This is a genomic window from Mesorhizobium sp. AA23 (genome assembly GCF_001672435.1).
Lineage (GTDB): Bacteria > Pseudomonadota > Alphaproteobacteria > Rhizobiales > Rhizobiaceae > Mesorhizobium.
In genome coordinates, this window is record NZ_LYTP01000007.1 from 65544 (window position 1) to 79886 (window position 14343).

General features: G+C 58.9%; 9 protein-coding genes and 3 pseudogenes. 10 read left to right on the plus strand and 2 right to left on the minus strand.

Annotated features, from left to right (window positions below):
* Positions 1-10 precede the first annotated feature (10 nt).
* Positions 11-1498, minus strand: a complete 1488-nt coding sequence (locus A9K66_RS08325; protein ID WP_082953771.1) for an FAD-binding oxidoreductase — start codon at positions 1496-1498, stop codon at positions 11-13.
* Here A9K66_RS08325 and A9K66_RS08330 point away from each other — a divergent pair.
* The 10 genes and pseudogenes from A9K66_RS08330 (at position 1497) to A9K66_RS08365 (ending at position 13546) form a co-directional block, all read left to right on the plus strand.
* On the plus strand, positions 1497-2405 hold the full coding sequence (locus tag A9K66_RS08330; protein ID WP_067322171.1) for a LysR substrate-binding domain-containing protein: 909 nt from the start codon (positions 1497-1499) through the stop codon (positions 2403-2405). The genes A9K66_RS08325 and A9K66_RS08330 overlap by 2 nt on opposite strands.
* Positions 2406-2805: 400 nt before the next feature.
* The gene (locus A9K66_RS08335; RefSeq protein WP_067322174.1) at positions 2806-3498 is read left to right on the plus strand and encodes a B12-binding domain-containing protein; all 693 of its coding nucleotides are present in this window, start codon (positions 2806-2808) and stop codon (positions 3496-3498) included.
* Positions 3498-4616 carry a GlxA family transcriptional regulator gene (locus tag A9K66_RS08340; RefSeq protein ID WP_082953772.1) on the plus strand — a complete coding sequence of 373 codons (1119 nt, stop codon included), beginning with the start codon at positions 3498-3500 and terminating at the stop codon, positions 4614-4616. The genes A9K66_RS08335 and A9K66_RS08340 overlap by 1 nt, the downstream gene beginning before the upstream one ends.
* A 452-nt stretch (positions 4617-5068) precedes the next feature.
* Positions 5069-5477 (plus strand): annotated as a pseudogene (locus A9K66_RS29245) (MFS transporter); the annotation flags it as partial.
* Between the two features lie 145 nt (positions 5478-5622).
* Positions 5623-5895, plus strand: a pseudogene (locus A9K66_RS29250) (IS630 family transposase); the annotation flags it as partial.
* Between the two features lie 437 nt (positions 5896-6332).
* Positions 6333-7040 carry a class I SAM-dependent methyltransferase gene (locus tag A9K66_RS08345; RefSeq protein WP_067322178.1) on the plus strand — a complete coding sequence of 236 codons (708 nt, stop codon included), beginning with the start codon at positions 6333-6335 and terminating at the stop codon, positions 7038-7040.
* 151 nt (positions 7041-7191) lie between these two features.
* A complete protein-coding gene (locus A9K66_RS08350) occupies positions 7192-8187 on the plus strand; it encodes a 2-oxoglutarate and iron-dependent oxygenase domain-containing protein (RefSeq protein ID WP_067322314.1) in 996 nt (331 codons plus the stop codon).
* Between the two features lie 2520 nt (positions 8188-10707).
* Positions 10708-10905, plus strand: coding sequence for a hypothetical protein (locus A9K66_RS08355; protein ID WP_067322317.1), 198 nt, complete (start codon positions 10708-10710; stop codon positions 10903-10905).
* Positions 10895-12985 carry a recombinase family protein gene (locus tag A9K66_RS08360; RefSeq protein WP_245307445.1) on the plus strand — a complete coding sequence of 697 codons (2091 nt, stop codon included), beginning with the start codon at positions 10895-10897 and terminating at the stop codon, positions 12983-12985. The genes A9K66_RS08355 and A9K66_RS08360 overlap by 11 nt, the downstream gene beginning before the upstream one ends.
* Positions 12986-13348: 363 nt before the next feature.
* Positions 13349-13546 carry a hypothetical protein gene (locus tag A9K66_RS08365; RefSeq protein ID WP_067322181.1) on the plus strand — a complete coding sequence of 66 codons (198 nt, stop codon included), beginning with the start codon at positions 13349-13351 and terminating at the stop codon, positions 13544-13546.
* Between the two features lie 302 nt (positions 13547-13848).
* Here A9K66_RS08365 and A9K66_RS30165 read toward each other — a convergent pair.
* Positions 13849-13970, minus strand: a pseudogene (locus A9K66_RS30165) (IS3 family transposase); the annotation flags it as partial.
* Positions 13971-14343: the final 373 nt, after the last annotated feature.

Here is a 14343-nt window from a genome sequence, read left to right on the forward strand (position 1 = left end):
CCTCTTATTGCTACACTTCCCCGCCCGCCTGCCTGAAACGAAGAGCCGTGACAAACCGGACGCCCATTGATGTGACAAGTTTTGGGTAAGTCCTGCTCGGAACGGCCCGCGTGTTCAGGATATCGATGACAGCCGAAGATTGCCCCGTGGCCAGTTCGGCGACAGCCTTGCCAAAGGCGGCGCCTCGCGCGACGCCGGTTCCATTACAGAAGGCGGCACCATAGACGTCCTGCGCCAACTCGCCGAAGACCATGCCGCCATTTTGCGCGAGCGTAAGCAGACCACCCCAGCTGGCCTCAAAGCCGATTGACGAAAGCCCGGGCCATCGACGGTCAAATGCTAGCTGCTGCTGGTTCCGCGCCCGCAGGACATCTTGTTTCGTTGTCTTGAAATTGGTCGCATACGAGTAAACGTTTCTAAGGAAAAGACGATTGTCGATAGTGCGTCGCACCGTCGTCCCAAAGCTATCGGCCGGAATAAGCCCATAGGTTCGCTTGTTGCCCACGCTGGACAGCTCGCTTTCCGTGAGTTGTCTGGTCATGCTCGCGAATGTGTAGAGCGGTATGGCTCGGTTTTCGAAGAAGCCAAATCTCGTCAGATAACCCGATGCGCAGATGATGACTTTCGAAGCCCTGATTGTTCCAGCAGGCGTCTCGCAGATGTGCTTCGGCGCACCGAACTGGACCGCCACAATCGGGGTGTTCTCATGGATAGTAACGTTCTCGGGGAGACGTTTTACGGCGTTCTTGAGATACTTCGCAGGCTGGACCAGAATCGTGCCAGGGTGATGCAAAGCTTTGACGTAGTGGTTGCTGCCGGTGATCGCCTGAATTTCAGGGGTTTCAACCCAACTGTAGTTTTGTCCAAGCTTATCGAGCGCCTCCGAAAACCGGTGTAGGTCGGCAACGCCGTGAGAGGTGGCGGCGCTGTGGTATTTCCCCTGCGGGTCCCAATCACAGTCTACCCCATGCTCCTCGACGGCGCTTCGGATGTAGGCGATGCCCTCAAGGTTGACGTATAGCTCTTCTTTGTTCCCCCTAATGTCTTCAACGAAGTCGCGTTTTCGGGGATTGTGCGCGAGATCGATGACGAAGCCCATGCATCGTCCCGATGCATTGTCCCCAATGCGGCCGGCGTCGACCAGAATTACCGAAGACTGGGGGTTGAGTTCGGCAAATCGGCGGGCCGCGTGAAGCCCCATCCAGCCACCGCCAATGACCAGGCAATCGCATGTGACATCGCCTTGCCGCGGCACCAAGGGTAGCTCCGGTCCTGACGTGCGGTACCACCCTGAGACTGTTGGCTCCGGATGCGGTGCCTGGACGACAATACGCTCTCTTGTCTTGGTTTGATTCAAAGAGTCCACTGCCAACTCGCTCGGTGAAGGCGGCCGGTGGGGTAGTGCACCGCTCGCTCTGGCTTGTTCCTGCTTCGAATAAATGATGTGTCGTTGGTGTCGTAGACGGAAAATATGCTGTCTGATATAGACCTGCTTCATGTCCAAGCTTCGCAATCTTGTCCCCTCGACGCATTCGCTTTTCGTCTTCGAAGCGGCGGCCCGAACGCTGAGTTTCAAGAACGCGGCCAGCGAACTCAACGTGACGCAGCCCAGTATCTCGCATTCGATCAAGATGTTCGAAAAGCATTGCGGGACGGCACTCTTTATTCGAGACAATCGGGGAGTGCAGCTGACCGAGCCCGGCAGGCAGCTCTATGATGAAGTGCGAGCCAGCTTCCGCCGCCTGGAACAGCGGCTTGAGACCATCTCGGATCGCGGAACGAAGTACATAACCTTCGCGGCTTCGACATCTCTAGCGGCACATTGGCTCGCGCCGCAACTGTATCATTTCCAGGAAGAACATCCGGACGTCAGGATCAAGGTGGTCGCAACCGATCGGGATGTGGAGCCCGATCATGAGATCGACGTCACGGTGTGGGTCCGGCCCCGGGATTTTGAAAGGGTCAACAGTTGGTTCGTCTGCGACGAGATCATCTTCCCCGTCTGCTCACCCGCCTATCTCCTGGCGCACCCCGCTCCGCAAGGCGTCGAAGATCTGATCCATCATCAGCTGATTCACTCGTCCGATGCTTTTCGCAGGCGCCTGGACTGGCCAGAATGGGTCGAGTTGGCAGGCGGCGATGCCAGCGACATCAAACCCAATATTGTGTTCAATGATTACCAGCTGACGCTTCAAGCGGCGCTGGCTGGTGAAGGAATAGCACTGGGATGGTCCCTGACCGCCCAGCAGTTGCTTAACAACCGGCTTCTGGTCAGGCCATTTCCAACCCAAATCCAGACTAACAGGGCCTTCTTTCTTTTGGCCAGCGAGGATGCCAGCAAGAACAAGAGGTGCAAGGTTTTGGTTGACTGGTTTCTCGCCCAGTCTGAAGAACTCCGCCCTTGACCAGATTGTCCCTCACTTAGGCCTATCGCGTCGCGAGCTTGCCCCAGCGACCTGGACATAAACTGGGTTTAAGACTAGCAAAACCTTTTGCGCCTTCTCAGGGCAATTGCCGGCGCCTATCATCAGCGTGATTAAGTCAGGTTCGCCTTCTCAGACGGCGGAGCACGGGTGTTTTACGCGGGATGCCGGTTCGTTCCGCTGCAGGGTGACGCGATGATGGACACTGACACTCCCGCAATCCGGCGCCGCGGAGGCCGGTCTTCGGGCATCGAGATTGATCTGCGGGAATTCTGGCTGGCAGTCTGAAATCAACTCCCAAGGCTTCAACCGGAAGCCTGGTCGGTGCCCCATCGAAGATGGGGCACCGACTTCCTTTGAATTGAGCACCAGGTGAATCGACATGGCTGACGAAGAGATCATCCTTTCCGAGTTGTCCGACGAGGAACTTGTGCAGCAGATGCATGACGACCTCTATGACGGGCTGAAGGAGGAGATTGAGGAAGGAACGCAGATCCTGCTCGAACGCGGCTGGGCGCCCTACAAGGTGCTGACCGAGGCGCTAGTCGAAGGTATGCGCATCGTCGGCGAGGATTTCCGCGACGGCATCCTGTTCGTTCCCGAAGTGCTGTTGTCCGCCAATGCCATGAAAGCGGGAATGTCTATCCTGCGACCCCTGCTTATTGCTACAGGCGCGCCGAAGCAGGGCAAAATGGTGATCGGCACCGTCAAGGGCGACATCCACGACATCGGCAAGAACCTCGTCGGCATGATGATGGAAGGCGCCGGGTTCGACGTCATCGACCTCGGGATTAACAATGCGGTCGAGAAGTATATGGCTGCGATTGAAGAGCACAAGCCGGACATTGTCGGCATGTCAGCGCTGCTCACCACGACCATGCCCTACATGAAGGTCGTCATCGACACGATGAAGGAAAAGGGCATCCGCGACGACTATATCGTGCTGGTCGGCGGTGCACCGCTCAACGAGGAATTCGGCAGAGCCGTCGGGGCTGACGCCTATTGCCGCGATGCGGCGGTGGCTGTCGAGACCGCCAAGGACTTCATGAAGCGCAAGCACAACACCCGCAGTTGATGGCTGCGGTGCCGACGATCCCTGAAGACCCGAGCGTCAAAAGCGCCCGCTCGATGTTGATACCATCAATCAGGATGTATGACCTTATGAATGCGCCATTTTCAACAGGAGACCCTTCGCGGATCGTGGGATGGAATGCGAGCCGGCAGGTGATCGACACCTTGGGGGTGTATCGACTGGTCATCCTTGCCCTCCCCGGCTTTTCGCAACTCAGCCTTTCATCTTTCGTGGATCCGCTTCGCCTAGCCAATTCCGTCTCCGGCCGATCCTTCTTCCAGTGGACCATCGCAAGCCTTGACGGCAAGCCGGTTGAATGCGCCAGCGGTTTCATCCTGTCGGTCGGCAGCGATTTTGCCGACACTGGAGAATGCGTTCAGGCCGGCAAAGGGCCAAGCATGGTCATTGTCTGCGCCGGCGAACGGGTGGAAAAGCACACCTCGACCGCCCTCAGTAAGATTCTTCGGCTTTGCAAGCGGCATGGGGTTCCAATCGCGGCCTTGGGTACAGCCACATGGCTGTTGGCTGACAGTGGTTTACTCGACAATTCCGCATGCACAATCCATTGGGACAAAAGGGCCGCCCTCTCTGAAAAATTTGACCGCCTGCAAGTGACCGACCGACTGTTCGTTCGTGATACCCACATCGTTACTTGCGCAGGAGAATTCGCGTCTTTCGACCTCGTTATGGAGCTGATTAGCGAACGCCTTGGCAGAGAGACTGCATTAGCTGTGTGCCGACATACGACTGCCGGGCACTGGCGCTCAGCCTCTGACAGGCAATGGACGATCAATGCTAGCGAAGCCGGCGTGAGCAAGCCGCTCGCCGAAGTCATTCGAATCATGGAAGAACATATCGAAGACCCGCTGCCCCTCCGCGACATTGCAAAATGCGTCGGCCGCTCACAACGTCAGATCGAAAGGCTCTTCCAGCGATCAGTTTCGTCGTCTCCCATGCGCTTCTACCTGCATTTGAGACTTAGCCGCGCCAAGCGTCTCATCAGGCAAACAGAATTGCCGATTGTTGAGATCGCGATCGCCTGCGGTTTCGCATCAGCATCGCATTTTTCGAAATGTTTCCGCGAAGCCTTCGGCGCCAATCCCAGCACCTGTCGGCGCTGACTATGCGGCGACTATGAGGCGACATATCGCACCAAGATTCAGATCATCGATATGGAAACGGCTGGCCAGAGGCGTTCTTTCTCTCAACCTGGCGGTGCAGCTCGTGGAGCGAAACGCTGGTCGAGGATAAAGCTGAACGCGCAATCCGGCCTTGGTTTCGCCAGTAGATCCTCGGATTTGTCGTGAACCGCCGCAGCGCTGCGGAGGATCCATGGCAAGATGGCTGCAACAACGCCGTCTGGCTCAAGCTTCGTGGGACCGAGTTGCAGGCTAATGCCTGAAGCGTTCCGGTGCAGCTTGTTGTTCTGGGTCACTTATTGAACGTCCCGCAGTCCTCTGGAATCACGGCGGCCCCTAAGGAGAAGGTTCGAAGTATATGAGCAGGGCGCGCAGCTGTAGATCGAGTTCCGCCCACGACGTTTGCGCCGCTCAGAAATCCCACCTTTCGTTCGATCTGGGTCGCCACGCAGGTCTCCAGCCTTGGCTGGCTGATGCAGACTGTCGCCATCAGCTGGCTGATGGCGACGATCTAGACATCCGATCTGATGGTGGCGCTGGTGAGGCGTCATGATACCTGCCCGGCATTCATCTTGTCTGTCTTTGCCGGCGCGATGGCCGACAGTTCAGCCGGGGCCGGGTCATGTTCGCCGGCCGCTGCCTGATGGTGATCGGATCGGCGATGCTGATCGCTTGTATGGCGTTCGGCTTTGTCGATCCGTGGATGATCCTGGCTTCAGCTTCCTGATCGCGTGCGGCGCTCTCAACGATCCGGCCTGGGAGGCCTCGGTGGGCGTCGTCCAGAGGCACGATGTTCCGGCTGCCGTTACCCTGCTCTCAGTCGGCTTCAACACCGTCCGCACGCCGACCGGCGTGTTCATGATCTGCTCTGCCATTCTAGAATCACGGGGCACGGGTAATGTTCGTAGTCGCTACCTAGGGGGCGCGACATCCGTCGTCACGCGTCGGAGGGTCGTCGAATCGAAGGCCGTCCGCGTCATTCTCGATCCGCGCTTGGCTGGCAAGGCATCCACGGTGGACCTTCCACTTCGTCCCGACATCCTGCTCATGGCTCAACGCCGTCGAGAGCTTCTTCGCAAAACTCACACGACGACGTTTGAAGCACGGCGTCTTTCATTCCGTCGTCGACCTTCAAGCCGCCATCAATCGCTTCATCAAAGAGCACAATCAAGAGCCGCGGCCATTCGTGTGGAAAGCTGACCCACACGACATCATTGCCGCAGTGAAGCGTGGGCACCAAACGTTGGAATCAATCCACTAGAATGCGGTGGAGAGCATGTGACCCTTCGGCAAGGCTCGCTATCTCGAATTTGCTTCGGGACCGCGCGCCATATCCATGACGCGCGGACGATGTGGCCCCGGAGCCTCGAAACCGCTCATAGCATTGGGGCGCGGGATTTGCCCGAGTTTTCGCGCGCGGCGGCGCTGTAGGCGAGGCGCCGTCGCCCTCGCCGACGTCAAGGTACATCGGTCGCAAGTTCGCAACCCGACATTTTGTCAGCTGTGTCGTCTGGGTAAAGGCTTTGTTGGAACCACGTTGCGTTGCATGGCTACGCCCAAATACCTGAAACCGTTCATCAAAATTGTTTTCTTCGCGCCTTTTGGCCAACTGGCACGAGCTTTGATGCTCTCATTTTGGCAGTTGACTCAGGTGCCGGACAACCGGTGCCGATCACGACCTAGAGGAAGGGAGCTAACATGAATACCGTCGATCAACAGACGGCACTGGAGCAAGTCGCACGACAGCGCATCAAGGAGGCCCTTGCCCTCGAGGGCGACGCCGATCGCCTGACCCACTTCTATCGCGGATGGGCTGGTGCCTACGATGTGGACGTTGGCTGCGAGGGGTACTGCGGGCCGATGATCGTGGCGGAACTAGCGGGCGCCGTGCAGGCAGCCTATTTGAGCAGCGAGCGCACCGCCATCGCAATGCTCGACGCCGGCTGCGGAACAGGCCTTGTCGGCGTGCAACTGGAACGCCTCGGTTTCCGGCTGATCGATGGGTTCGATCTTTCCAAGGAGATGGCCGAAAAGGCGCGGCAAACCCGAGTCTATCGTCATGTCCGAGACGGTGTCGACCTTAACGGGGTGCTCTCCGGGTACGCGGACGCGGGCTACGATATCACGGTTTGCTGCGGAGTCTTCACGCTTGGGCACGTTAGACCAGACGGACTGCGCGAGCTGGCTCGCGTGACGCGCCCGAAAGGATTCATCGTCACAAGCATCCGCAATAGCTATGCGGAAGCCGCATTCTTCGACGACCATGTGCGGCGTTTGCAGGAGGAGGGCGTTCTTTTACTGGCGCAGCGTCTAAGCAACGGTAGATACGTCGCCCAGGAGCGCGCTGACTATTGGGTGTTTCAGGTGCTCGAGAAGGTCGGCGCGGCAGAGCGACAGGGGTTGTGATCAATGCTCCGCCTGCGGGGCGAAACTCGGTTCTAGATCACCTAAAAAGGGCACGATTTTTCCCAGCACGGTGGCGCGTCTTTGCGTCACGATAGTCACAAATGGCCGATGACAAATGGGCCGGCTCCAATTGGCAAACAAAGGTGTATTAATGTCCAAAGATTTAGCAGCCCGCCTAGACGAACAATTGCGCGCAAAACGCGAAAGCTTTGACAAAATACCGTTGGTTGATATAGCCCCGCTCCTCAATAATACAAACAAGCATTCGGTCGCCAAGGAGATACGCTGGGCCCTGTCCAACACTGGATTTATGTATGTGAAGAACCACGGGATCGCGCAGGATTTCATACACTCGGTGTTTGATGTAAGCCGGAGGTTTTTTGAATTGCCGTTGTCGCAGAAGTTGTCACTGCATATTAGCAAATCCGGTGTGGCCTTCCGCGGATACATTGAGCCGTTCGGAGAGAACACCGATCCCGGCAAGACCAGAGACCTCAAGGAGTGCTTCGACTTCGGGCCTGAAGGTTCGACGTTGGAAGGTCCGTTTTTTGGTCCCAACCAGTGGCCCTCAGGTTGGCCGGAGTTTCGGGAGCTGACCTACAGATACCATCAAGGGATGCTGGGCCTCGCGAAAAAACTTTTGCAGGGAATTGCGCTCAGTCTAGGCCTAGCGGAAAGCTATTTCGAGAACCTCATGCGGAACCCGATCAGCATTCAGCGGCTCCTTCACTACCCGCCGCAGAGTGGTGATATTAACGAAGACATGATCGGAATTGGCGCCCACACTGACTACGGCAATTTGACCATCCTTGCACAGGACGACGTGGGCGGTCTTCAGGTCATGAACCGAGATGGCGATTGGGTACAAGGCACGCCGATCCACGGTACTTTCATAGTCAACGTCGGAGACCTGCTTCAGCGGCTCACCAACGGTGTCTATCTGGCGAACCTACATCGCGTGGTGAATAGCTCAGGGCGTGAGCGATACTCAATCCCCTTCTTTATCGACGCTGATTTCGATGCGATCATTGAGCCATTGGCCTCATGTGTCACTGACAGCAACCCACTGCGTTACCGGCCGGTGACTTGCGGCGAACACAAACTCGGGCGTTTCGCAGCAAGTTATGCTCATTTGGCCAAAGGCTGAGAGAACGGGCATCCACCTACTCGCGTGACACTACACTACGGGGATTGAAGCGGCCCAGTCGAACTTCGGAAAACGCCATGGGTGAGACAATACTGTCACGCACAGTTCTGGCGCACCTTTGAAACTCAATGTGCGGCAGCCGCTTCACAGACAAAAAGGCGAGTGCGTCGATCGCACCAGGTTGTGTGCTTCGAAGACGCAGGTCTATATTACGTGCGCGCTTTTCCGTCTAGCAAGCCTGCCAACCAACTGACTGTTTGCGTCGATTACAGGCGGCGCCGCTACCGCTCATGTGATCGTCTCAGGTCTCGCAAGGCACAGTTCGAGACGGCGCAAGGTTTGCGCAACGCGGTACAGAGCTGCCTGCCAGCCTCTGTTAGCTGCGCTCGCCGATTATCTCGGGGAAAGAGTCGGGGCCCGCGATGGTCGTAAATGCATCGATCGAATGCGACATGATTGGTGGACGCCGGCGGCGACTTATGCAGGGGTTTCGCAGAAACTTCCGACGGTATGCTAACCACTTTCGATACCTGGGCCCTCGGCTAGGTGCCCACGCCCACCATCCGCAGCAGAATGAACTGCTCTCTTGCAGACGCGTTGCCACGCTCCTCCGCCTCCTGCCAGATCGACCCACAGGACATCAAGCAGCGCCATTCGAGATGCATGTGTCAGGTCTGTCGGGTCCGCTACACACGCGTTGGTAGGCAATCTCTTCTTTTGCCTCAGTCAAATAGCCGAGGCAATCGGAATTCCTTGGTTGCCGCGATTCGGGTGAATCGGCACGATTTTTGAGTGTTCCTAGGAGGAGGCAGTAGGCGCCGCCGAGCGGCACCCTGTTCTCCCAACTTCGTAAATACTTCGGAACCGTTGGGATTGGAGGAAGACGCTCAAGGCCAAGTTATCTCTGGTGAGAAGTAGTCATCGTGCAACAACACCTCGTGTAGATGAAAGAAATCGGCCATGTCTAATACTAACATACACCAAAGTCTGTCTATTTTGACGGATGACGTCGCGTGCGCAAGGCAGCTCAATGCCCGCAACGTCAAAATCCTCAGCACGGGCAGTGATAGGGGGCGCGGGGTATTCGCTGCTCGCGACTTCCTGCCGGGGGAAATTGTTGTCATAGGGCTAATTGACCGCATGGAACCGGTTCGAACTACAAACTCGTTTCAATTGGACTGGAATGTCCATGCTCTCTTTCATAAGCCGGCTGTTATTGTGAATCATTGTTGTGACCCAAACTTAGCCATTGTGCCTAATCGGTTCGGGGCTTACGACTTCGTCGCTATTCAGCATATCTCCTCTGGCGCCGAAGTGACGTGGAACTACGCTACAACGGAATTCGAGTGCATGGGGGTCTCGGTATGTCTTTGTTCGTCGAGGAACTGCCAGGGCTCAGCCGGAGGCTTCTCCACATTGCCTCGCGATCATCCTATGCTCGTGTCCGGATTCTACGCACCATACCTCAAGAAAACCCGGGGCACCTTCCAAGAGAGACAGGGTTGATTAAAAATTCGCGGATTCATAGCGCCTCCAAGTGAGCAACACCCGATACGACGATGTCCGTCGTTTGCTTGTGGTGTTGACCGAAGATGCAATCTATCGATTGGACGGTTCAGTGTTTGACTGAATCGATCCCTTCATGGGGGGCGGTGGAGTATACCAAAACGTCAAGCTGTGCGAACCTCGCGCCGCGCCTGGCGCGCCGACGCCCGGAAGATTTGAAAAAATGCGGGATGGGTGCCGGCAATATTTGTCGGCCGCAGGCGACACAAGCGGTCGATGGGGGTGGGCGGCTCTTGAGGGTCAACCTTACTGCCGCTGACATCTCCGACAGTCCCGGGGGATTCTAGACCGCGAGTTGGCACTTTCTCCATCCGGGGTGGCGCTGATGCTGGATCGCGATCGGGCGGACGCCAGGCCCGTCCCACGGTAGGCATGATCGACAGCCAGAGGGTCAAGGCTCCGCACGCTGAAACAGTGGCGACAACGCGTGTCTATTTAGTTTGAGTTGTTTCCAGCGGGTTGTTCCGCTGCTGGCGGGTGAAGCGGCGGGCGCTGGCGCGCGGAGCCTTTGGCATAGCGCAGCGCGAGCGACCGTCGCGGGTCGAAGGTGATGGCGAACTCGGCCGCTGTCTGCCAGGCGGTTTGGGAGTGCGGCCGCGTGGAGTTGAACAACTCAGCGACGCAACACCCACGGGACCGGCCCGGAGCGCGAGCTTCTCTATCCATGGCATCCTTGGGCGGGTCGCCAAGTCCATATTCACGAAGTGATCGATCGGAATGACGCAGCAGTCTTCCGCTGTAGCGTTTTCGGCCAGGCCTCGGATCGGTGGTTGGAGGTCCCGGCTTGGATGTTCGATCGGATCCTCAGTAAGAGTTGGCGCATCACGACTGCTCCGCACGTCGACCTTGCCGCGCTGGGTACCCTGGCGAAGCTGCTCCTTGACACGGGCGCCCCATCGCAATCGCCGGAGATGGGCGCAGCATTGGGCTCTCACGCGAATCGGGGAGATGTCCATGCCGCGCCAGCCCACGACATACCAGTTCGATCTGTTCTCGAAGCCGAACGACGCCAACACGGTGCAGACGCCGCAATGGCAGGCGCTGCCGGCCGCGACGCGCCGATCAGTGACGAAGCTGATGGTCAGCCTGATCCTCGGGCACGTCGATGGCGAGCGCGCCGTTCAACGGGAGGGCGTGGATCATGATGCATGAGAAGATTGGGCCGCACCATCTGGAGCGTAAAGCGATCCTGTATGTGCGGCAGTCGTCAGCCCATCAGGTCCTGCACAATCGTGAGAGCAGCATGCTTCAATATGCGATGCGCGATCGCCTGACGGCGCTTGGCTGGTCTCGCGTAGAGACGATCGACGACGATCTCGGCCGTTCTGCCGCCGGCGGCGTCGCGCGTGCCGGCTTCGACCGGATGGTCGCGGAGGTCTGCCTCGGCAAGGTCGGTGCGGTTGCGGCGCGAGAAGTGTCTCGGTTTGCCCGCAATAGCCGCGACTGGCAGCAGCTCATCGAGATGTGCCGCGTCGTCGACACCGTGCTGGTCGACCAGGAGACGGTTTATGCGCCGCGGCAAGGCAACGATCGGCTGCTATTGGGGCTGAAGGGGAGCCTCAACGAGTATGAGCTCGATCTTCTGCGCCAGCGTTCCCTTTCCGCACGCTACGAGAAGGCCCGGCGCGGCGAACTCGTCGTGGCAGCTCCTGTCGGCTTCGCGAAGGTCGGCGATCGTCTTGAGAAGGATCCTGATCGGCGTGTGCAGGAATCCATTACCCTGGTGTTCGACAAGGTTGCTGAGCTCGGCAGCGCCCGTCAGGCCTTGATGTGGTTCCTCGAGCATGGGTTGGATTTGCCCGCCAAGCGCAACAACGGCGATGTGGTCTGGCGCAGGCCGAACTATGCGACCATCCACCGGATGATCGAGAACCCGATCTACGGCGGCGCCTACGCCTATGGTAAGACTCGTGTCGCGCCGGGATTTGGCCGATCCGCCGTTCGAGCAGGTATCCGACGTAGGACGCGCGAGGAATGGCTGGCGCTGATCCCGGACAGCCATGAAGGCTATGTCAGTTGGGAAAGGGCAGAGGCGATCCGCAAGATGGTGAGCGACAACGTGCCCACGAGCCGGCATCACGGGGCGCCCAAGCATGGCGACGCTCTGCTCGCCGGGCTTGTCCGCTGCCGGCGCTGCGGCCGCAAGCTCACGGTGCGGTACACGGGCACCAAGCACAACATTCCGCGCTATTCCTGCTGGCGGGGTCTGCTCGACAATGGTGAGCCGCGATGCATCGCCTTTGGCGGACTGCGCGTCGATGATGCGATTGAGGAAGCGCTCCTGCGTGTCGTGGAGCCGGGAGCGATTGCTGCCGCTGCCGAAGCTGAGGCGCAAGCTGCCGATCGTCGTGACCAGGTCCGGGACGCCCTCAGTCGGGATCTTGAGGCTGCCCGCTACGCCGCCGACCGGGCCTTCCGGCAATATGACGCGGCCGATCCCGATAACCGGCTGGTCGCGGCGGAACTGGAAGCGCGTTGGAACCAGGCACTCATCCGTGTCGGTGAGATCGAGAGCAAGATCGCCGCGCATGATGCCGCGACGCCAAGGCCATCACCTGTGTTGGCAACGGGCATCACGGCGCTGGCCACAGACCTTCAGGCTGTCTGGTCGGCGCCAACGACGGACGCCAGGCTCAAGAAGCGCATCGTGCGCACCGTCATTCAGGAGGTGGTCGCCAATATCGACGATAAAGCCTCCGAGATCGTGCTGCTGATCCATTGGATTGGCGGCGCCCATACCGAGCTGCGCCTGCCGAAGCGCCGGCGCGGACAGCGCAACAGCACCTCCACCGATATCATCGCAGCCATCCGGCAACTGGTGCTAATCGCCAGCGATGATCTGATCGCCGGCATTCTCAACCGCAACGGCCTGGTGACCGGGCATGGCAATCGCTGGACACGGGGAGCGGGTCACCGCACACAGATCGCATCACAAGATCCCGGTCTTCCGGCCGGCACCGGATGGGAACGAGCCATGGCTCAACCTGAACAAGGCGGCGCGCCTACTTGGCGTTGCACCCAAGACCCTCAGACTCGCCGCCGAAGCCAGCGAGATCGAGAGTCTTCATCCTTTGCCGGATGGTCCGTGGATCTTCAGCCGATCAGAACTTGGAACGCCGCGAGCCCAGCAGATTGTTCATCGCGCGCGACAGAACCCGAAATACCCCGCGGGATCGTACCCCGATCAGCCAAACCTATTCCCTTCAAGGGCATAGACAGATGGGTGTTATGAAACAGGATTCTACAACGCGAGAGAACGCCACGGGACCGAGGAACGCACGTTTCTTTATCGATGGCATCCCTGGGCCGGGGGTTGTGTTCACGTTCACGAGGTGATCGAGAAGGCAGACCGGGAGGTTTTCCGCTGCACTCTCTCCGGCCACGGCTCCGATCGGTCACTGGAGGTGCCGTCCTGGATGCTTGATCGCGCGGTCTGCACCGCGTGGCGCATAGCCGCTGCCCACATGTCGATCCCAGAACGCTTGGCGTCTTGGTGACACTGCTGCAAGACGCGACGGCCAATTCCCACACCCCCGCAATTGGAGGATTTCGGGCGCAGCGTCGGGTCCTCACGACTCGAATCGGGGAGAGGTCCATGCCGCGCCAGCCTACGACATATCAGTTCGATCTGTTCTCCAAGCCGCACGACGCGCAGACCGCGCAGATGCCACCATGGCAGGGGCTGCCGGAAGAGACGCGCCTGACGCTGACAACGCTGACGGTGCGCCCGATCCTCAACCACGTCGACGGCCAGCGCGCCGTTCCACCGGAGGGAGCGCGCCATGATGCATGAGAAGATCCGGCCCCACCATCTGGATTCCGCCGCGACCAGCCGGTTCTGCGGATCGATGGCGTCGCATTGCCGGAATGCCTAGTCGGCGCTGTAGCGTGCCGCCTCGAAATCGCACACCCGCGCATCGCGGACCTGATCGCGGCGACCGGCCGCTTACGCTTCGGCCTCAACGGCCGCGGCTATGGCTCCCGGCTCGACAACCCGCAGAGCGGACAACGGGCGCGGTGCGAAGACCGTCTCTTGGTGCCGGTAGCCGAACCGGCGACACTCGTGCGCGATCGGGAGGGCAAGCTCAGGACGGGTAGCGACGCTCTGGTCCCGACCGCCCGCTTGCGGCCCACACGGCGGCGAACGACAAGATGCTCCTCCCGATAGAGCCGGAACAGCTTCTGTGGTTCACGACCAGGTCCTCCCGCCTCAGCATGCTGGGTGTTCTTGGCGATCTGGGCCAATCCGCCCGCAGCTCTGCTTGGTCCGCGTTCAGAGCTTGAATACAAATCGCCTCTCCGCAAACCCACTCCTCGATTCTCCAAACGGGCTCAGGTGCCGCTGGGCCAGCGCAGTCTGAGGCGACGACTCTCAGCGCCCGACAGCGGCTGACAAAATGTCGGGTCCAAAACAAACACTGGCAAAAATGTCCGCTTCATCACATCCGCCCTTTTAGGGCAGTTGGACGCTTTCAAAAGGTAATTATGCGGTCAGCGGGGCGTTCAGCACACTGGCACGGCGCGTGCTGGTTGAAATGCGCAACTGATTGACAGCTGAACGCGAGGACGAGCGATGCCATCCTTTCTGTC